Source organism: Streptomyces sp. rh34, assembly GCF_002551245.1.
GTDB lineage: Bacteria > Actinomycetota > Actinomycetes > Streptomycetales > Streptomycetaceae > Streptomyces.
Genome location: NZ_NTGZ01000149.1, coordinates 1 through 18,907, shown reverse-complemented (window position 1 = coordinate 18,907; position 18,907 = coordinate 1). Strand labels below are relative to the sequence as shown.

The 18,907-nt window shown below is 71.7% G+C and carries 18 protein-coding genes; 8 read left to right on the top strand and 10 right to left on the bottom strand.

Annotated features, from left to right (window positions below):
- Both scy and mce read right to left on the bottom strand, forming a co-directional pair.
- A partial coding sequence (gene scy, locus CR470_RS24330; RefSeq protein ID WP_097869670.1) for a polarized growth protein Scy occupies positions 1-2,046 on the bottom strand: 2,046 nt, incomplete at its 3' end.
- A gap of 202 nt (positions 2,047-2,248) precedes the next feature.
- The gene (gene mce / locus CR470_RS24325; RefSeq protein ID WP_097869669.1) at positions 2,249-2,677 is read right to left on the bottom strand and encodes a methylmalonyl-CoA epimerase; all 429 of its coding nucleotides are present in this window, start codon (positions 2,675-2,677) and stop codon (positions 2,249-2,251) included.
- 164 nt (positions 2,678-2,841) lie between these two features.
- Between mce and CR470_RS24320 the strand changes: the two genes are divergently transcribed.
- On the top strand, positions 2,842-4,017 hold the full coding sequence (locus CR470_RS24320; protein WP_097869668.1) for an acetyl-CoA C-acetyltransferase: 1,176 nt from the start codon (positions 2,842-2,844) through the stop codon (positions 4,015-4,017).
- Positions 4,018-4,074: 57 nt separating this feature from the next.
- On the top strand, positions 4,075-5,043 hold the full coding sequence (meaB, locus tag CR470_RS24315) for a methylmalonyl Co-A mutase-associated GTPase MeaB (protein WP_179892366.1): 969 nt from the start codon (positions 4,075-4,077) through the stop codon (positions 5,041-5,043).
- Positions 5,044-5,171: 128 nt separating this feature from the next.
- Here meaB and CR470_RS24310 read toward each other — a convergent pair whose 3' ends face one another.
- Both CR470_RS24310 and CR470_RS24305 read right to left on the bottom strand, forming a co-directional pair.
- The gene (locus tag CR470_RS24310) at positions 5,172-5,840 is read right to left on the bottom strand and encodes a hypothetical protein (RefSeq protein ID WP_097869667.1); all 669 of its coding nucleotides are present in this window, start codon (positions 5,838-5,840) and stop codon (positions 5,172-5,174) included.
- A gap of 246 nt (positions 5,841-6,086) precedes the next feature.
- A complete protein-coding gene (locus tag CR470_RS24305) occupies positions 6,087-6,779 on the bottom strand; it encodes a PepSY domain-containing protein (protein WP_097869666.1) in 693 nt (230 codons plus the stop codon).
- Positions 6,780-6,898: 119 nt separating this feature from the next.
- Between CR470_RS24305 and CR470_RS24300 the strand changes: the two genes are divergently transcribed.
- Together CR470_RS24300 and CR470_RS24295 are read left to right on the top strand one after the other, a co-directional pair.
- Complete coding sequence (locus CR470_RS24300) at positions 6,899-7,561, top strand: response regulator transcription factor (RefSeq protein ID WP_097869665.1); 663 nt, start codon at positions 6,899-6,901, stop codon at positions 7,559-7,561.
- Positions 7,558-9,027: a sensor histidine kinase gene (locus CR470_RS24295; RefSeq protein ID WP_097869664.1), complete on the top strand. Its 1,470-nt coding sequence runs from the start codon at positions 7,558-7,560 to the stop codon at positions 9,025-9,027. Before CR470_RS24300 ends, CR470_RS24295 begins: the two co-directional genes overlap by 4 nt.
- Before the next feature lie 6 nt (positions 9,028-9,033).
- On the opposite strand, the gene CR470_RS24290 is transcribed toward CR470_RS24295, so the two are convergent.
- The 4 genes from CR470_RS24290 to CR470_RS24275 form a co-directional block, all read right to left on the bottom strand.
- A complete protein-coding gene (locus CR470_RS24290; protein WP_003966219.1) occupies positions 9,034-9,510 on the bottom strand; it encodes a MarR family winged helix-turn-helix transcriptional regulator in 477 nt (158 codons plus the stop codon).
- Positions 9,511-9,651: 141 nt separating this feature from the next.
- Entirely contained in the window at positions 9,652-10,416 is a 765-nt protein-coding gene (locus CR470_RS24285) for an AIM24 family protein (protein WP_097869663.1), read from the bottom strand.
- Positions 10,413-11,063, bottom strand: a complete 651-nt coding sequence (locus CR470_RS24280) for an AIM24 family protein (protein WP_097869662.1) — start codon at positions 11,061-11,063, stop codon at positions 10,413-10,415. The genes CR470_RS24285 and CR470_RS24280 overlap by 4 nt, the downstream gene beginning before the upstream one ends.
- Positions 11,063-11,695: an AIM24 family protein gene (locus tag CR470_RS24275; protein ID WP_097869661.1), complete on the bottom strand. Its 633-nt coding sequence runs from the start codon at positions 11,693-11,695 to the stop codon at positions 11,063-11,065. The genes CR470_RS24280 and CR470_RS24275 overlap by 1 nt, the downstream gene beginning before the upstream one ends.
- A 223-nt stretch (positions 11,696-11,918) precedes the next feature.
- On the opposite strand from CR470_RS24275, the gene CR470_RS24270 reads away from it, so the two are divergent.
- The 4 genes from CR470_RS24270 to CR470_RS24255 all read left to right on the top strand — a co-directional run bounded on the left by CR470_RS24270 (position 11,919) and on the right by CR470_RS24255 (position 16,507).
- Positions 11,919-12,269, top strand: a complete 351-nt coding sequence (locus CR470_RS24270; protein ID WP_069756124.1) for a DUF3817 domain-containing protein — start codon at positions 11,919-11,921, stop codon at positions 12,267-12,269.
- Entirely contained in the window at positions 12,266-12,559 is a 294-nt protein-coding gene (locus tag CR470_RS24265; protein WP_097869660.1) for an MTH1187 family thiamine-binding protein, read from the top strand. The genes CR470_RS24270 and CR470_RS24265 overlap by 4 nt, the downstream gene beginning before the upstream one ends.
- 171 nt (positions 12,560-12,730) lie before the next feature.
- Positions 12,731-14,548 carry a glycosyltransferase family 2 protein gene (locus CR470_RS24260; RefSeq protein ID WP_179892365.1) on the top strand — a complete coding sequence of 606 codons (1,818 nt, stop codon included), beginning with the start codon at positions 12,731-12,733 and terminating at the stop codon, positions 14,546-14,548.
- A gap of 3 nt (positions 14,549-14,551) precedes the next feature.
- The gene (locus CR470_RS24255; protein WP_097869658.1) at positions 14,552-16,507 is read left to right on the top strand and encodes a galactose oxidase-like domain-containing protein; all 1,956 of its coding nucleotides are present in this window, start codon (positions 14,552-14,554) and stop codon (positions 16,505-16,507) included.
- A 24-nt stretch (positions 16,508-16,531) separates the two neighbouring features.
- Here the strand turns inward: CR470_RS24255 and CR470_RS24250 are convergent, their stop codons facing one another.
- Both CR470_RS24250 and CR470_RS24245 read right to left on the bottom strand, forming a co-directional pair.
- Positions 16,532-17,581, bottom strand: coding sequence for a glycoside hydrolase family 6 protein (locus tag CR470_RS24250; RefSeq protein ID WP_097869657.1), 1,050 nt, complete (start codon positions 17,579-17,581; stop codon positions 16,532-16,534).
- Between the two features lie 125 nt (positions 17,582-17,706).
- Positions 17,707-18,690, bottom strand: a complete 984-nt coding sequence (locus tag CR470_RS24245) for an ArsR/SmtB family transcription factor (RefSeq protein WP_097869656.1) — start codon at positions 18,688-18,690, stop codon at positions 17,707-17,709.
- Positions 18,691-18,907: the final 217 nt, after the last annotated feature.

Here is an 18,907-nt window from a genome sequence, read left to right as displayed (position 1 = left end):
TAAGAGACAGGCGCTCTCCTGCGCCTCGGACTTGAGCCGCTCCGCCTCGGCGGCGGCCTCGCCGCGCAGCCGTACGGCGACGCTCTCGCCCTCGGCACGGGACTGGGCGGCGTCGGCGGCGGCCTCGTCGCGCAGCCGCTCGGCCTCCGCCACGGCCTGCTCGGTCAGTGCCCGTGCCCGCTCGGCGGCCTCCGCGCGCTGCCGCTCGGACTCCTCGCTCGTCTCGCGGCGGATCCGCTCGGCCTGGGTCCGGGCCTCGCCGAGCGCCTCCTCGGCGGCGGCGAGCCGGGACTCGGCCTCGGTGTGCAGCCGGGTCAGCTCGTCGGCCGCCTCGGCCTGCCGGGCGGCGACGCCGCGCTCGGTCTCCTCGCGCAGCTCGGTCGCGGCCCGCTCGGCCGCCTCCGTGACGGCCGCCGCCTGCTCCTCGGCGTCGGCCCGCAGCTTGTCGGCCTCGGTCCGGGTGCGCTCCAGCGTCTCCTCGGCCTGCTTGCGCAGGGTCGCGGCGCGCTCGGCGGCCTCGGTGCGGATGCGCTCGCTCTCGCCGTTCGCCTTGGTGCGCAGCTCGTCCGCGTCGGAGCGGGCCTTGGTCAGCAGCTCCTCGGCGGTGCGGGCGCCCTCCTCCAGCTGCTGGACCGCCTCGCGGCGGGCCTCGCCCCGGATCCGCTCGCCCTCGGCGACCGCCTCGGAGCGCAGCGTCTCGGCCTCGCCGCGCAGCCGGCGGGCCTCCTCCTGGAGCTCGACCGTCTTGGCCCGGTACTCCTTGGTGTCGTCCTTGGCCGCGCCCTTGAGTTCGTCGGCCTGCTCGGCGGCCTCGCCGCGCAGCCGGTCCGCCTCGGCCTCCGCCTCGCGGCGGATCCGCTCGGCCTCCTCGCTCGCCGCCTTCGTGGTCGACTTCGCGTCCTCGGATGCCTTGGTGAGCACCTCCTCGGCGCTGCGGGCCGCCTTCGCCAGCTGGGCGGCGGCGTCCTCGGCGGCGACCGTACGGGCCTTCTCGCCCGCCTCGGCGACCAGCCGCTCCGCCTCGGCGCGGGCGTCGACGAGGGCCTGTTCGGCCTCTTCCTTCAGCGCCTCGGTGCTCTTGGTGGCCTCGCCGACCAGCCGGGCGATCTCCGACTTGGCCGTACGGGTGCGCTGTTCGTTCTGCGACTCGGCGGCGGCCAGCTGCTTGGCGGCGGCCTCCTTCGCCTCGGAGAGGAGCTTCTCGGCCTCCAGACGGGACTCGCGCAGCCGGGTCTCGGCCTCCGACAGGCGCTGCTCGGCGGACCGGTTCAGCTCGGCGGTCTGCTGGCGGGCCTGGTCGGTCTCCGCGGTGGTGCTGGAGCGCAGCTGCTCCGCGTGGCTGGTGGCCTCCTGCGCCTGGGCGGAGGCGGCCCCGAGCAGGCGCTCGGCGTCCTTGCGGGCACGCAGCAGGATCGCTTCGGCTTCGGCCCGGGCGGTCTCGGTCTCCGAGCCGGTCCGCCGACGGGTCTCCTCCGCCAGCCGGGCGGCCTCCTCGCGGGCGGCGGCCAGCGCCTGCTCGGCCTCTGCGCGGGACTCCTCCAGCAGTCGGCGGGCCTGCGACTCGGTGCGGGCGCGCAGCTGTTCGGCCCAGGCGACGTTCTCGTTGACGTGCGACTCGACGGTCTGGCGGCGTTCCGCCAGCTCCTGGTCGAGCCGCTGCCTGCGCTGGACGGCCTCGGTGTGCAACTCCGCCTGCAGGCGCGCCTGGTGCTCGGCGTGCTCCTGCAGGATCCGCTGCGTCTGGGCGCGGGCCTCGCGCAGCTCGCGCTCGGCGTCGCTGCGCATCTGCTCGGCCTGGATCTGCGCGTTCCGCAGCATCTGCTCGGCCTGGTAGCCGAGGTCCGCGCTGTCGTAGGCGGGGCGGGTCGCGAGATTGCGCCGGGCCTCGTGCAGCTTGGCACGCAAGACCTCGACCTGGTAACCGAGGTCCTCGGCGTGCTGGACGGCCTTCTCCCGGTCGGTCTTCAGCCGGTCCATCTCGGCTTCGAACCGCGAGAGATGGTCGTCTTCAGCCCGGTGGCTCTCCTGGCGTTCGTAGCCCCGCACTGCGCGGTCCCATCCTTCCCCGAGCTCTCAACTTGGTTCGAGCAGGGGAGACCCCAACCCTGGTCGCAACTCTCCGCACGAGTGCTGCTCGCGGGCGAGAGATCCCCCGGGGAATGGTGACAGACAACGACGAGGACGTGGTACGGCCCCGACCCGGCCCCGGCCCGGAACCGCCCACTCTACCGGGCCGGGTATGCGGTGGTCAGTGCTCCGTCCCGCTCGTGACCAGTTCGGTGAGGACGCCGTGGCAGTCCTTGGGGTGCAGGAACGTGATCCGGGACCCCATCGACCCCGTCCTGGGCTCGTCGTACAGCACCCGGACGCCCTTCCCGCGGATGTCCGCCGCGTCCCCGTCCACGTCCTCCGTACCGAAGGCGATGTGGTGCACGCCCTCCCCGTTCTTCGCCAGCCACTTGCCCACGGCCGAGTCCTCCCGGGTCGGCTCCAGCAGCTGGAGGTACGAAGCACCGCCGTCCGAGGTCTCGTTGATCTTGAGCATGGCCTCCCGGACGCCCTGCTCCTCGTTGATCTCGCTGTGGAACACCTCGAATCCGTACGTGGCACGGTAGAACTCCACCGTCTTGTCCAGGTCGAAACAGGCGATCCCGATGTGGTCGATGCGCGTCAGCATGGATCCAGTGCAGCGCTACCGCCATGGTTACGCAACGTGCGCGCCGTCACACCGGTTGCCGGATGACGGGCGCGGTACCTCTCAGTACATTCAAGTAAACCCTCGTTCACATCCGATCCCAAGGGGCCGTGCCCATGCCAGCAACGACCGGTACCACCACCTCAGTGATCGTCGCGGGCGCCCGGACGCCCATGGGCCGCCTCCTCGGCTCCCTCAAGAGCTTCTCCGGCGCCGACCTCGGCGGCTTCGCCATCAAGGCCGCCCTGGACCGGGCCGGCATCGGCGGTGACCAGGTCCAGTACGTGATCATGGGTCAGGTGCTCACGGCGGGCGCGGGCCAGATTCCCGCCCGGCAGGCCGCGGTCAAGGCCGGCATCCCGATGAACGTCCCCGCGCTCACCGTCAACAAGGTGTGCCTGTCCGGGCTCGACGCCATCGCGCTGGCCGACCAGCTCATCCGCGCCGGGGAGTTCGACGTGGTGGTCGCGGGCGGCCAGGAGTCCATGACCAACGCCCCGCACCTGCTCCCCAAGTCCCGTGAGGGCCACAAGTACGGCGCGATCGAGATGCTGGACTCGATGGCGCACGACGGCCTCACCGACGCGTACGAGAACATCCCGATGGGAGAGTCCACCGAGAAGCACAACGGCCGCCTCGGTCTCGGCCGCGCCGCCCAGGACGAGATCGGCGCGCAGTCCCACCAGCGGGCCGCCGCCGCCCAGAAGAACGGCCTCTTCGAGGCCGAGATCACCCCGGTCGAGATCCCGCAGCGCAAGGGCGACCCGGTCCTCTTCGCCCAGGACGAGGGCATCCGCGCCGAGACGACCGCGGAGACCCTCGGCAAGCTGCGCCCCGCCTTCGCCAAGGACGGCACGATCACCGCCGGCACCTCCTCGCAGATCTCCGACGGCGCCGCCGCGGTCGTCGTGATGAGCAAGGCCAGGGCCGAGGAACTGGGCCTCGACTGGATCGCCGAGATCGGCGCCCACGGAAACGTCGCGGGCCCCGACAACTCCCTCCAGTCGCAGCCCTCGGGCGCCATCCGGCACGCCCTGAAGAAGGAAGGCCTCGGCGTCGAGGACCTCGACCTGATCGAGATCAACGAGGCGTTCGCGGCCGTCGCCGTCCAGTCGATGAAGGACCTCGGCGTCACCGCGGACAAGGTCAACGTCAACGGCGGCGCCATCGCGCTCGGCCACCCCATCGGCATGTCCGGCGCCCGGATCGTCCTGCACCTGGCCCTGGAGCTGAAGCGGCGCGGCGGCGGCACGGGCGCCGCGGCGCTGTGCGGCGGCGGCGGTCAGGGCGACGCGCTGATCATCCGCGTCCCGGGCAAGTAGTACCCGTACGGACTCCGGACCCGTACGGGTACTGGGCAGAGCAAGGGATACGGAGCGGTGAACGTGGACGTGGACGTCCCCACGCTGGTCGAACAGGCGCGAGCAGGCAGGCCGCGTGCGGTGGCCCGGCTGATCTCGCTGGTGGAGGGGGCGTCCCCGCAGCTGCGGGAGGTGATGGCCGCGCTGGCGCCGCTGGCGGGCCACGCCTACGTCGTCGGGCTCACGGGCTCGCCGGGCGTCGGCAAGTCCACCTCCACCTCGGCCCTGGTCTCCGCCTACCGCCGGGCGGGCAAGCGGGTCGGCGTCCTCGCCGTCGACCCGTCCTCGCCCTTCTCCGGCGGGGCGCTGCTGGGCGACCGGATCCGGATGGCGGACCACGTCTCCGACCCGGGCGTCTACATCCGCTCGATGGCGACCCGGGGCCACCTGGGCGGCCTCGCCTGGTCCGCGCCGCAGGCCATCCGGGTGCTGGACGCGGCGGGTTGCGACGTGATCCTCGTCGAGACGGTCGGCGTCGGCCAGTCCGAGGTGGAGATCGCCTCCCAGGCGGACACGTCCGTCGTGCTGCTCGCCCCGGGCATGGGCGACGGCATCCAGGCGGCCAAGGCCGGGATCCTGGAGATCGGCGATGTGTACGTGGTCAACAAGGCGGACCGGGACGGCGCGGACGCCACCGCCCGCGAGCTGAACCACATGCTGGGCCTGGGGGAGTCCCGGGGCCCCGGCGACTGGCGCCCCCCGATCGTGAAGACGGTCGCCGCCCGGGGCCAGGGTACGGACGAGGTCGTCGAGGCCCTGGAGAAGCACCGGGCCTGGATGGAGGAGCACGGAGTCCTGGCCGCGCGCCGCACCGCCCGCGCCGCGCACGAGGTCGAGACGATCGCCGTCACCGCGCTCCGCGAGAGGATCGCCGACCTGCGCGGCGACCGCCGCCTGCACGCGCTGGCCGAGCGCATCGTGGCGGGGACCCTGGACCCGTACGCGGCGGCGGACGAGCTGGTGGCGGGGCTGACGGGAAGCTCCTGAGCGATACGGCCGCAGGCCCTCGGAGCGGCACACACTGCTCCGAGGGCCTGCGCCGTGGGGGCCGGCGGGTGCGCCGGGCTCCCCCCTGCTCGCACAGGGGGAAACCCGGCGCGACCACCGCCTCCCCGTCAACTGTCCCGCGCCGGACGTCCCTCATCAGCCGCGCGCTCGGCCTGGCGGGCGGCTTCGACGTACCGCGGGGCGAACTTCATCATGTACGCCTCGGGTACCTCGTACGGAGACTCCCAGTGCTCCGGCAGGAAGCTGTCGCCGTCCTCGTGGCAGAGGTGGCACGAGGCGCACCACTCCGTCCGCCAGGCATGGGCCGCGGCACGGACGCCATCGATGGTCGCGTCCAGCGGACCGTCCTCCCGGTACCAACGGTGGAGATCCGCCGCCCCGCACCCGGGACAGGCCACGGAGAGATCAGCAGCGGCCGGTTCGCGGTCGAACGCCGCCCGCCACGCGCTCATGAGCTCGGGAGCGACGACGCGCCATCCGCCCGGACCGAGGAGGCCGAGATCATCGGTTTCGAACAGATCCATCGAGGCGGCTTCCACGGCGCCGAGCGTCGTGCACTCGCCCGTCACCAGGTCGACGCGGACGGGGCCGGTCCCGACCACCATGAATGACGGGTCGCCGGTCTCCAGGTAGCGGCGGTCCTGGTAGCCGAAGTAGGCGTACGTGCCGACCACGGCCGAGTGGCCGTCGATGGGTACCAGCTCCACCTCACTGTTGAGGGGATCCTCATCCACGTACCTGCGGGCCGGTCCGGCGGCTTGTTCGCAACTGATCACTGGTCGATCCTCAGCGAGCCGAAGTTCCGGTGGACGCCGGGCTTCGCGTGCCCGGACCGCCCGTCGAGGAATATCACGTCGCCCTTCACCTTCACCACGTTGCCTTCGGCTTGATCGCGACGGCTGCCCGGCCGGGCGGGACCGGACGTGCCCCCCGGGACGGGCGGGACGACAACGAGGGACGGCCCCGTGCCGCAACCGCGGTACGGGGCCGTCCCCGGCTCGGAGGCGCGGAACGGAGCAGGGTCAGCCGTCGTCGCCGTCCCGGTCGTCGTCCTGGTCGTCCGCGCGGTCGTCCCGGTCGTCGTCACCGTCGTCGTCGCGGTCCACGGTGACCTTGCCGGTCTTCGCGTCGACGCGCAGCTCGTGCTGCCGGCCGTCCTTGCCCGCGATGTCGATGTCCCAGCGCAGGACGTCGCCCCGGCCGCCGTCGTCGTCATCGTCGTCGTCCAGGTCGATCGACGTGACGCTGCCAGGCGCGGTCTTCAGGGCCGCGTCCGCCGCCTGGTTCAGGGTGACGGTGGAGGAGCGGGGCGCGTACCGGTCGCGGTCGTCGTTGTCGTCGTCGCGGGTCTTCACAACCTTGCCGTTGCCGGCGTCCACCGTGACATCGTGCCACTGCTTGTCGGACCCGCGGACGTCCAGCTCCCAGACCGCCCGGCCGTCGTGGTCGTCGTCGTCATCGTCCAGCTCGGCCTCGGTGACGGTGCCCGGGACGCTCTTCAGGGCGGCGGCGACGGCCCGGTCGAGGGTGATCCGGGTGGTCTTCGCGGCGGCCGGGGCACCGTCGTCGTCGCGGGCGTCGTCGGCGAGGCTCACGGCGCTCGCGCTCCTGGCGGGCGTACGGTCGCCGTCGTCCGCGAAGGCGACGGTGGCGGCGGTGGTGCCGCCGATCAGAACGGCCGCGGTGATCGCCGCGATGGTGACGTTGCGCTTCATGAGGTTCCTCCCCGAGAGCTGCTGTGCTGTTCGACGTGACCCACACTGCCGGGACGATGCTGAACGCAGCCTGAAGCCACCTGAAGGCGCCTTCAGGTGGAGTTTGCGAGGCTGTGCGCATGCGCCTGTTGATCGTGGAGGACGAGAAGCGCCTCGCGGTGTCCCTGGCCAGGGGACTGACCGCCGAGGGTTTCGCCGTGGATGTCGTGCACGACGGGCTCGAAGGGCTGCACCGGGCGAGTGAGGGCGCCTACGACCTGGTGATCCTCGACATCATGCTGCCCGGCATGAACGGCTACCGCGTCTGCTCGAACCTGCGCGCCGCCGGACACGAGGTGCCGATCCTCATGCTGACCGCCAAGGACGGCGAGTACGACGAGGCCGAGGGCCTGGACACCGGCGCCGACGACTACCTGACCAAGCCCTTCAGCTACGTCGTCCTCGTCGCCCGGGTCCGCGCCCTGCTGCGCCGCCGGGGAGCCGGCACCGCCGCGCCCGTCCTGACCGTCGGGTCCCTGCGCATCGACACCGCCGCCCGCCGGGTGATCCGCGGCGAGGACGAGATCGCGCTCACCGCCAAGGAGTTCGCGGTGCTGGAGCAACTCGCCCTGCGGGCGGGCCAGGTGGTCAGCAAGGCGGAGATCCTGGAGCACGTCTGGGACTTCGCCTACGACGGCGACCCGAACATCGTCGAGGTCTACATCTCCACCCTGCGCCGCAAGCTCGGCGCGACCGCCATCCGTACCGTGCGCGGCGCGGGCTACCGGCTGGAGGCGAGGTGAGGTCCGTCCGGGCCAGGGCCGCCATCGGGGCCACCCTGGTCGTCGCCGTCGCCCTGGTGGCGGCCGGGCTCGCCGTGCTCCTGGTCCTGCGGGCCAACCTGATCGACCAGGCGGACCTCCAGGCCGAGGTGGCGGCCCGCGAGGTGGCCGGACAGCTGGCCACGGACACCCCGTACGCCGAACTGGACATGGACGACGAGGAGGACCACCCGGTCCAGGTGACCGACGAGGAGGGCCGGGTCGTCATCGTCTCCAAGGACCTGCGGGCCGTCACCGGCACCGGCACGAGCGGCGTCACCCCGGTGCCGTCGGCCTCGGCGGGGGCCTCCCCGTCGTCCCGCGAAGGGGACGAGGACGACGACAGCGCCGACGACGACAGCGCCGACGACGACGATGACGGCAGCCGTCCCGGCCGCGGTCAGGTCTCCTCCGACGACCCGGACTTCTCCGACGGCACCGCCACCGTCGACCGCACCACCGCCGACTACCGCTTCGCCGCAGTCGAGGCGACGACCCCCCGCGGCGTCACCCTGACCGTGTACGCGGGCGCACCGCTCGCCGCCGAGCAGGAGGCGGTGAACACGGTGCGCGGGGCGATGCTCACCGGGCTGCCGCTGCTCCTGGTGGTCGTCGCCGGGGTGACCTGGCTGGTGACCCGCCGGGCCCTGCGGCCGGTCGAGGGCATCCGCCGCGAGATGGCGGCGATCACCGCCTCCGAGGACCTGGCCCGCCGGGTGCCGGAGCCCGGTTCGCGGGACGAGATCGCGGCGCTGGCCCGGACGACGAACGAGACGCTCACCGTGCTGGAGGCGTCCGTGGAGCGGCAGCGGCGGTTCGTCGCGGACGCCTCGCACGAGCTGCGCTCCCCGATCGCCTCGCTGCGCACCCAGCTGGAGGTGGCCGAGGCCCATCCGGAGCTGCTGGACCTCCCGGGGGCGGTCGCCGACACCGTACGGCTCCAGGTGCTGGCGGCGGATCTGCTGCTGCTGGCCCGGCTGGACGCGGGGGAGAGGCCCGGCGGTGCGACGGTGGAGCTGGGCGCGCTGGTCCGGGAGGAGGTGTCGCAGCGGACCGGGGACCGGATCGCGGTGGGCGTCGAGGCCCCGGAGGGCGGGGCGTTCGAGGTGAGCGGGTCGCGCGGGCAGCTGTCCCGGGTGGTCGGCAATCTGCTGGACAACGCCCAGCGGCACGCCGAGGGATGCGTCGCGGTGTCGGTGGCGGCCGACGGGCGCGGCGTGCGGGTCGAGGTCAGGGACGACGGGGCGGGCGTTCCCGAGGACGAGCGGGAGCGGATCTTCGAACGGTTCGTCCGGCTCGACGACGCCCGCAGCCGGGACGACGGCGGTGCCGGGCTGGGTCTGGCCATCGCCCGGGACGTCGCCACGCGCCACGGCGGGACGCTGACGGTGCACCGGGCGGCCGAGGGCGGTGCGGCCTTCCGGCTGTGGCTGCCCCGCCCGGCCTGACGGCTCCTACAGCTTGCCGCGCTTGCCGCGCAGGTGTTCCGCGATCGGGGTCAGCGCCGCGTGCAGGTCGGCGAGCGCCTCGGGGGACAGCAGGTCCATGAAGTGCTGCCGTACCGAGGCGACGTGGTGCGGGGCGACCTTGCGCATGGTCTCCGCGCCGTGCTCGGTGAGGACCGCGAACAGTCCGCGCCGGTCCGATTCGCAGTGGGTGCGGCGGACCAGTCCGGCGGTCTCCATACGGGTGATCTGGTGCGAGAGCCGGCTCTTGGACTGGAGGGTGGCGGCGGCGAGGTCGCTCATCCGCATGCGCTGGTCGTCCGATTCGGAGAGGTTGACCAGGATCTCGTAGTCGTTCATGGTCAGGCCGAACGGCTGGAGGTCCTTCTCCAGTTGGTGCATCAGCAGCCTGCTGACGTCCAGGTGGGTGCGCCAGGCGCACTGTTCCGTGTCGCTCAGCCAGCGGGTGGCCGTCTCGGTCTCCATATATGGATTCTACCTAAGAAGTTGAAAGCCGGACGAAATTGGGGGGTGTGACGACCGGCACCCCCGGACCGCGGAGGGGCCCCTCGGCAAGCACCGACGGCTGGGCGCAGGCGTTCGACGTCACACTCCGCAGACTACCGCTCACCACCCGAAGCGACGCTGGAGGTCCCCCAGCTGGCCGGGCATGCGCGGGGCGGATCCGTGTTGACCCCCGCCGCCCGGAACACCCGGTTCGCTCGGCACCACGCCGGTCGCCTGCTCCGCCATCAGCGCCTCGCTCGACTGGAGCAGCACCGTGCCCGCCCCGACGAACTCGAACTGATGCTCCTCGCCCGACGTCCCGCCGACCCCCGTGAGGGACCGGATACCGCCCATCACGCCCGTCATGTAGCCGTGGTCGTAGTGGTGGCAGGGGGAGGGGCAGTCGGCCCAGCCCACCAGCGCCTGCGGGTCCACCCGCAGCGGCGGCTCCATGAACACCACCGGGCCGTTCGACGCGGCCACGAACTTCCCCGTGCCGATCAGCGTCACGAACCCCGGCACGATCGACTGCTTCAGTGCCATCGTCGGCTGGTACGCCAGCAGGTTCCCGGACCGGATGGTGAGGTTGCCGTCCTCCAGGTCGAAGGAGTTCACATCGAACGCCCGGTCCGCCAGCAGCATCTTCCCGCTGCCCTCGGCCACCACCCAGTCGCTCGCGTGCAGCGGCGAATGGAAGCTGGAGCGCACCAGCCGCTCGAACCGGCCGTGCCCGATGCCGTCGAACTGGATCTGCCCGTAGTAGGCGATCATCTTGCCCTTCTGCAGGAACCACCGGCTCCCCTTGAGCTCCACGCAGAAGGTGTAGGAGTTGACGTTGTCGTCCGCCGGCAGCGTCGACGGGTCGAAGACCACGGGCGTGCTCACAGCTTCTCCTCCGACGCCTGGACGTACACCGCACCACTGCCGCTCAGCTCCAGCTGGAACGCCTCGCCGGAGCCCCGCCCCACCATGTCCCGCCAGCCGACCGCCGTGGACAGCTTGTTGCGGACCTCGCCGTGGTGGGCGACGTAGGCCTGCGGGTCGACATGGACGTCGCGGCCCGGCGTGATCGGCAGTTCGATCACCCCGCCGTGCGCCATCACCGCGACCGCGCCGTGCCCGGCGAGGGTGGTGGTGAACAGGCCCTGGCCGGTCACCTGGCCGCGCACCATCCCCATCACCCCGCCCTGCGAGCCCATGAACATCGTGCCCTGCCGGAGCGTCCCGTCGAACGCGAGCAGCCGGTCGGCCTCCACGTACAGAGTGTCGCCCGCCAGCTGGATCACCTGGATGTGGTGGCCGCCGTGGCCGAACATCACCGTGCCCGAGCCCTCGACCGTCATCAGCGGCGTCGACTCGCCCGCCACCCGGCGGCCGATCATCGACGCGACGCCGCCCTGGCCGCCCTGGATGTTCGGGGTGAAGGACACCTCGCCCCGGTACGCCAGCATCGCGCCGCGCTGGCTGAACAGCTTCTGGCCCGGGGCCAGGGTGGCCTCGACCATCTTGGAGTTGATCTCCCGGAACGGCATCAGACATCGCCCCCGACGGTGTTGCGCTCGCTCGGCTGCACATAGACCAGGCCGTCGCCCTCGAAGCGGATCTGGAACGCCTCGCCGGAGCCCTCGCCCATCAGCGTCCGGAAGTTCACCCCCGCCTGGAAGTTCTGCTGCAGTCTGCCCTGGTGGGCGATGTACGCCCCGGGGTCGACCATCAGCGGATACTGCGGCGACACCCGCAGCAGGACCGCCGTGCCGTCCGACAGGATGGCCGCCTGCCCGGTGCCCTCCACCGTGGTGGTGAACAGGCCGTTGCCGCTCGCCCCGCCGCGCAGCCCCGTGAACGTCGTGCCCGTCCGCAGCCCGGCGTCGGTGGCCAGCAGATTGCTCGCCTCCACGTACAGGGTGTCGCCCTGCAGCGAGACCAGGTTGATCTCGCTCGCCCGGTCGGCGAAGTAGCAGGTGCCCTGTCCGGACACCTCCATCACCGTCATCTGCTCACCGGTCAGCCGACGGGTCACCATGCCGCGCACGCCCTCACCGCCGCCGGACATCTTCTTGAAGGTCATCCGGCCGTCGTACGCGACCATCGAGCCGTTCTTCGCCTTGACGGCATCGCCGGTCAGATCGACGGCGAGCGTCTTGCTGCCTTGGAGTCGGAACATCGCCACGCGACGAAGGTAGCCGTCCGCGCCGCGCCCCGGCCAGAGGCTCCGGAACCGTTACGTCCCTGATGCGCACGCGGACCGGCCCTGATATGCGGCGATACGCGCACCGGTGGACGGGGCGGCCCCCGCCGCCGGGCGCGCCCCGGCGCGATGCCACAATGGGGGCGGCTTGTGCGTGTCTTCACAAGCTCACGCGACCCTCCCACTCGAAGGTGCCCTCGTGGACATCAAGACCGCTTCCGCCCTGCACCGGCTGCGCCTCATCTCGCTTCCCGAGGCGCTCTCCTTCCCGGCGCTGCTCATCTTCGGCTCGCTCCTCATGCGGGTTTCGGACATCGACTTCCTGATGCCGCCGCTCGGCGCGCTCCACGGCCTCCTGTTCACGATCTACGTGGTGTTCCTGCTGGACGTCTGGGTCAAGGCCAAGTGGCCGCTCAAGCGCGTCGCGCTCTTTTTCGTCCTCGCGGTCATCCCCTTCGGCGGGCTCTACGGCGACAAGCTCCTCAAGCAGTACGAGGCCGACGGCGTCATCGCCGCCCGCGCCCGCCGCGAGGGCACGGTCAGCGCATGATCGTCGCGTTCTCCGTCTCCCCGCTCGGTGTCGGCGAGGACGTCGGGGAGTACGTCGCCGACGCCGTGCGGGTCGTCCGCGCATCCGGTCTCCCCAACCGAACCGACGCCATGTTCACCTCCATCGAGGGGGAGTGGGACGAGGTCATGGACGTCGTCAAGCGTGCCGTGGCCGCCGTCGAGGCCCGCGCCGGACGCGTCTCCCTGGTACTGAAGGCCGACATCCGGCCCGGCGTCACCGACGGCCTGACCTCGAAGGTCGAGACCGTGGAGCGTCATCTCGCCTCCTGACGGCCCGCCCGTACGACCGTCCCGCGTTCACCCGAAAAGCCCCCGGCGCCACACGGCCGGGGGCTTTTCCGGCTCCGGATCCAAAACCGCTCACTCGGACCTGCCAAGTCGACACACCGTTAGCTGTCCCCTTCTGTGGGGATATCAACCCGTTCGACAGTGGGAGGCACGGTGCGGTCGGAGGGCTACGACTACGACACCTACAGCCGGCTCGCGGGTCCGCTCACGGAGCCGGAACCGACGGGGTACCGGGTGCGGTACAAGAGCCTGCTCTCGACGGAGAAGCACCGAATAAGAGCCGTCCTGCTGATGACCCTCGCTCCGGTGCTCACGGGCGTCCTGCTGCTGTACCTGGTCTGGCCCACGCACTGGACCGAGCGGGAGAACGGGGAGCGCTGGCTGGTCGTCGCCGACACCGTGATGCTGGTGTCGATCGCCCTGATCGAGCTGTTCATGCTGGTCAACGTGGTCTCCATCGCGCACGCCACGCTCGTCGCGCGGGACCCCGTCCCGGTGACCCCCGAGCCCGGCACCCGGGTCGCCTTCCTGACCACGTACGTCCCCGGCAAGGAACCGCTCTCCATGGTCCGCGCCACCCTCAAGGGCGCCGTACGCCTGAAGCACTCCGGCCCGCTGGACGTCTGGCTGCTCGACGAGGGCGACGACCCCGGGGCCCGGATGCTCTGCGCCGAACTGGGCGTCCACCACTTCACCCGGCGCGGGGTCCCCGAGTGGAACCGTGACAGGGGCGTCCACAAGGCGAAGACGAAGCACGGCAACTACAACGCCTGGGTCGCCCTGCACGGCGTCGACTACGACTTCTTCGCCTCCGTCGACACCGACCACGTGCCCATGCCCAACTTCCTGGAACGGATGATGGGCTACTTCCGCGACCCGGACGTCGCCTTCGTCGTCGGACCGCAGGTCTACGGGAACTACGAGTCGGCCGTCACCAAGGCCGCCGAGTCGCAGCAGTTCCTCTTCCACGCCCTGATCCAGCGCGCGGGCAACCGCTACGGCGCCCCGATGTTCGTCGGCACCAACAACGTCGTTCGCATCGCCGCGTTGCGGCAGGTCGGCGGCCTGTACGACTCGATCACCGAGGACATGGCCACCGGCTTCGAGATCCACCGCCGCCGCAACCCGCGCACCGGCCACTACTGGCGTTCCGTCTACACCCCCGACGTGCTGGCCGTGGGCGAGGGCCCCGCCTCCTGGACGGACTTCTTCACCCAGCAGCTGCGCTGGTCCCGGGGAACGTACGAGACGCTGTTCAAGCAGTACGGCAAGGCGCTGTTCCGGGTGCCGCCCGGCCGCCTCCTCAGCTACACGCTGATGCTCGTCTACTACCCGATGACCGCGGTCAACTGGCTGCTCGGTGTCCTCAGCTGTGTGCTGTTCCTCTGGTTCGGGGCGTCCGGCACCCAGGTCGCCGCCTCCATCTGGCTGATGCTCTACAGCGACGCGGCCGCCCTCCAGATCGGGCTCTACCTCTGGAACCGCCGGCACAACGTCTCCCCGCACGAGCCCGAGGGCTCCGGCGGCCTCGCCGGTATGGCCATGTCCGCGCTCTCCGCCCCGATCTACCTCAAGTCGCTGGGCTCGGCCGTGCTGCGCACCGACGGTCGGTTCGTCGTCACGCCCAAGGGCGGCCAGGCCTCCCCGGACCGGCTGCTCACCTTCCGTATCCACCTCTCCTGGGCGGCGGTCCTGCTCTCCTCGCTCGCCGCGTCGGTGTACCTGGACCACACCCACGTGGCGATGCGGACCTGGGCGACGCTGGGGCTGGCGATCTCGCTCTCCCCGGTCGCCGTGTGGGCCTGGACCGTCCGGCAGGACAAGCGCGCCGAGACCGCGCGCGCCGTCCCCGTCCCGGCGCCCCCGCCGCCCGAACCGGCGTACGTCACCACCACCACCACCACCGCCCCGTCGGCGACCACCACGGCGAGCGCGGGCACCACCGCCACCACCACCGCAGGAGGGAACTGACCCATGGCCTACCGGCCCTCGAAGCAGATGAGGAAGACGCTCCTGGGAGGCGGCGCGGTGCTGCTGCTCGCCGGGCTGAACGCTCCCGCGGCCCTGTCCTTCGCCGAGGACAGATATCACGCGTACAAGATCGACCAGCCGGAGTACAAGGCGGAGTACGGCTCCTGGGAGAAGGTGGACATCCCGAAGGAGTACCGGACCAACGCGATCCACGCGGCGCTCCTGCACACCGGGAAGGTGCTGATCGTCGCGGGCTCCGGCAACGACGAGGCGCACTTCGACGCGGGCACCTTCGACACGGTGCTGTGGGACCCGGCCGAGAACACCTTCCAGAAGATCCCCACCCCCGAGGACTTCTTCTGCGGCGGCCACGCCCAGCTCCCCGACGGCCGCCTGCTGATCGCGGGCGGCACCGCCCGCTACGAGGTGCTCGACGACAAGGTGAAGCGGGCCGGCGGCGGTATGCGGGTCAAGAACGAGAACCCGGACAAGCCGCTGAAGCTCAAGAAGGGCACGGTCTTCCGGTCGCCCTCCGGCGTCGAGTACGTGGCCAAGTTCGACGTCACCGTCCCCAAGGCCAAGCGCGAGTTCGAGGTCGACTACTTCGAGAGCGGCCAGATGAAGCCGTGGAAGACCAAGGTGACCGCCGCCGAGCAGCGGGTCTTCGTCGAGGCGGTGGACGACGGCCCCGAGGCGGTGGCGACGGACGCCGCCCAGTACGAGATCGTCGGGCTGAAGGGCAAGGCAGCCGACAACGCCTACGGCCTCGCCGAGAAGATCACCATGGACAAGCAGGACTTCCAGGGGATCCGCGCCGCCTACGAGTTCGACCCGACGGCGGAGAAGTACATCAAGGTCGACCCGATGAAGGAGGCCCGCTGGTATCCGACGCTCGTCGGGCTGGAGGACGGCCGGGTGCTCTCCGTCTCCGGCCTCGACGACGTCGGCGCGATCCTCCCGGGCGACAACGAGGTCTACGACCCGAAGACGAAGAAGTGGTCCGAAGGCCCCTTCCAGTACTTCCCGACCTACCCGGCGCTCTTCCTGACCAAGGGAGGCAAGCTCTTCTACCCGGGCGCCAACGCCGGCTACGGCCCGGAGGACAAGGGGCGCGAGCCGGGGATCTGGGACATCAAGAAGAACACCTTCACCAAGGTCCCCGGGCTGACCGACACCGACCAGCTGGAGACGGCGGCCTCGCTGCTGCTGCCGCCCGTGCAGGACCAGAAGGTGATGGTCCTCGGCGGCGGCGGGGTCGGCGAGTCCAAGAAGTCCACCGCCCGCACGGCGGTCATCGACCTCAAGAAGGAGAGCCCCGCCTTCGAGCCGGGCCCCGACCTGCCGCAGGGCACGCGCTATCTGAACAGCGTGATCATGCCCGACGACACCGTCTTCACCAGCGGCGGATCCGAGGACTACCGGGGCCGCGGGAACAGCAACATCCTGAAGGCGCAGTCCTACGACCCGAAGACCAACACTTTCAAGGAGGCGGCCGAGCCGACGGTGGGGCGCAACTACCACTCCGAGGCGCTGCTGCTGCCCGACGGGCGGGTGGCGACCTTCGGCTCCGACCCGCTCTACGGCGACAAGGACAACACCAAGCTCGGCAAGTTCGAGCAGCGCATGGAGGTCTACACCCCGCCCGCCCTGCACCGGGGCAAGGACGACCGCCCGGTGATCGGGGACGGTCCGGAGGCCACCGAGCGCGGCGCGACGGTGACGTACGAGAGCGCCGACGCGGACCGGATCGCCACCGCCCGGCTGATGCGGCCGAGCGCCGTCACCCACACCACCGACGTGGAGCAGCGCTCCATCGAGCTGGGCCTGAAGAAGGGCGACGGCGAACTGAGCGTGACCGTGCCGGACGACCCCACGCTGGTGCCGCCCGGCTGGTACATGCTCTTCGTCACGGACGCCGACGGCGTTCCCTCCGAGGCGAAGTGGGTCAAGGTCGCCTGAGCCCGAAGGCGCGCCGCGACCGCCTCAGGAGGCGGCGCGCCTCGCCAGGCCGAGCGCGTACTCCGGCCACCAGTCGCCGGCCGCCGGGCCGCCCCGGCAGGTGCCGTCGGAGTCGCCCGGCCGCTTGATCCACAGATAGGCGTCGAGCCGGTCCTCGCCGGTGTCGGTGGTCGGCGGCGTGCCGAGCCCCCGGCCCGGCGGATTGCACCAGGCCTCCTCACGGCCCCCCGACAGGGGGCCGTTGCCGTTGCGGCTGGTGTCGATCACGAAGTGCGAGCCGCCCACGGCGTCGGAGAGCCGGCCGGCGTACGCCTTCACGTTCTCGTTCGACTGGAAGTTGGAGACGTTCAGGGAGAAGCCGTCGGCCCGTTCGATGCCGGCCTGCCGCAGCGGCTGCGCCATCTTGGCCGGCTCGTCGATCCAGTCCGGGTTGCCCGCGTCCAGGTAGACCCGGGTCTTCGGCAGGGCCTTGAGCGTGTCCACCGCCTCGGAGAGGAGCTGGTAGCGCTCGGCGTGGTGCTCGGGCGGGGTGCAGCCGTCCGCGATGTGGGGAAGGGCGTCCGGCTCCAGGATCACGGTCGCGGGCGCGTCCCCGATGGCGGCGGCGAACTCCCCGATCCAGGAACGGTAGGAGTCCGCGTCCTTCGCGCCGCCCGCGGAGTAGAGCCCGCAGTCGCGGTGCGGGATGTTGTACGCCACCAGCAGGATGGTCTTCTTCGTGCGGGCGGCGGACCTCGCGGCGGCCCGGATCCCCGGGGCCGGGTCGTCCCACGCGGGCCAGTCGGCCACCGGCCGGCCGGAGATCCGCCGCAGGATCTTCGCCTCCGCCTCGCGCCCCTCCTTCTCCCAGGTGCGCACCTGGCGGGCCGCGTCGCTGTTCGGGTCGACCCAGTACGGGGAGGCCGCGCTCGGGGCGGGCTCACCCCGGACGAGGTCGTCCGCCGCGTCGGCGGTCCGGGTGACACGCGGTTCCGGTGTCGAGCAGCCCGCGGTGAGGACGGCCGCCAGGGTGAGGGCGGCCAGGGCGGGGACGGTACGGGGGAGAGCGCGGGGGACGATTCTGCGGCCGGACATCCAGACCCCTCGGACAGCGGTGACTCACGGATACGGAACACAGGGAAACGTGAGCAATCGTGACACAACAGTTACCGAGAGTGGTGGTGCGACACCGTCCGGTGGCCCGCGCGGCCCGGCGCGCGTCAGCCGGCGGCGGCCAGGGTGATTCCCAGCGGCGTGCGCTCGTACAGCACCTGGTGCCCGTAACGCCGCGAGGTCAGCAGCCCCGCCCCGCGCAGCACGGAGAGATGGGCCGACACGGACGAGGGGGCGAGGGCCAGCCGGTGCGCCAGCGCGGTCGTCCCGGCCGGTTCGTCCAGCGCGCACAGCACATCGGCCCGGACCCGGCCGAGCAGCCGGGCGAGGGTCTCCGGGGTCCGCTCGCCGGACTCGCTCCACAGCCCGCCGATGCCGCGGGCCGGGTAGATGAGCCCGGGCCGCCACGGCTCCTCGTGGCCGCCCACCACCTCCGGCCAGACGAAGACGCTCGGCATCAGCACCAGCCCCTGCCCGCCCAGCACCCGCTCGTGGTCGCCCTGGGTCCCCGTCACGGTGAGCGTCGAGCCGTTCCAGCTCAGCCGGGGGCTCAGCTCACCCAGCAGCTGTTCGAGCCCGCTGTCCGCGAGCCGCCGCGAGTGGTAGGTGATGTCCGCCTCCAGCAGGGCTCGCAGCCGGGGCCAGTACGGCTCGATCAGCGTCTCCCAGGCCTGCTCCAGCAGATCGGCGAGTTCCCGCACCGCCCGCACCGGATCGGCCAGCAGCCGGCGGCCCGTCGCCGACGCGGTCCCGCCGGGCCGGTCCGCCAGGGCCAGCGCCATGTCGGCGCGCGCCACCTCCGGATCGACCGCCCGGACGGCCGCGATCTCCTCCTCGAACGTCGCGAGCGGCCCGATCGGCGGCGGGCAGATGAAGTCCGGGTTGTGGCCGACGGCCGGCATCAGCAGCCACAGCGGTTCCAGGTCCAGCGCCCCGGACGCCTCCCGGATCCGGCGGAGCCACGGCAGGTGGTAGCCGTGGCGGCCCGTGCGGTGCAGGGTGCGCACCGCCTCCTGGGTCTCGAACAGGGGTGACAGCGCGAACCGGCAGCGCAGCAGATCGCTCTCGCCGAAGTGCAGCTGGAACGGCATGCCTCTCCCTCGCCCCGCGGCCGGACATTCGTCTCCAACCGAAAGTCTAGGTCCCGGCGCGCCCCGGCCCCAGGCTCGTCCCATGCCGACCGACAGCCCCGCCCCGGCGGACACACCCCGTACTCCGCCCGCCGCGGCGGCGCCGGTCCCGGCTCCGCCCCCGGAGCGTGCGGTCCACCCCGACCTCTGTCTCTTATACACATCTCTGAGCGGGCTG

What these genes read in the sequence shown, in the direction of transcription:
- CR470_RS24290 (WP_003966219.1), bottom strand. Translation starts at nt 9,510, where the DNA reads ATGGAGACCGAGACGGCCACCCGCTGGCTGAGCGACACGGAACAGTGC.
- CR470_RS24255 (WP_097869658.1), top strand. Translation starts at nt 14,552, where the DNA reads ATGGCCTACCGGCCCTCGAAGCAGATGAGGAAGACGCTCCTGGGAGGC.
- CR470_RS24305 (WP_097869666.1), bottom strand. Translation starts at nt 6,779, where the DNA reads ATGAAGCGCAACGTCACCATCGCGGCGATCACCGCGGCCGTTCTGATC.
- CR470_RS24300 (WP_097869665.1), top strand. Translation starts at nt 6,899, where the DNA reads ATGCGCCTGTTGATCGTGGAGGACGAGAAGCGCCTCGCGGTGTCCCTG.
- CR470_RS24280 (WP_097869662.1), bottom strand. Translation starts at nt 11,063, where the DNA reads ATGCCGTTCCGGGAGATCAACTCCAAGATGGTCGAGGCCACCCTGGCC.
- CR470_RS24250 (WP_097869657.1), bottom strand. Translation starts at nt 17,581, where the DNA reads ATGTCCGGCCGCAGAATCGTCCCCCGCGCTCTCCCCCGTACCGTCCCC.
- mce (WP_097869669.1), bottom strand. Translation starts at nt 2,677, where the DNA reads ATGCTGACGCGCATCGACCACATCGGGATCGCCTGTTTCGACCTGGAC.
- CR470_RS24245 (WP_097869656.1), bottom strand. Translation starts at nt 18,690, where the DNA reads ATGCCGTTCCAGCTGCACTTCGGCGAGAGCGATCTGCTGCGCTGCCGG.
- CR470_RS24265 (WP_097869660.1), top strand. Translation starts at nt 12,266, where the DNA reads ATGATCGTCGCGTTCTCCGTCTCCCCGCTCGGTGTCGGCGAGGACGTC.
- CR470_RS24275 (WP_097869661.1), bottom strand. Translation starts at nt 11,695, where the DNA reads ATGTTCCGACTCCAAGGCAGCAAGACGCTCGCCGTCGATCTGACCGGC.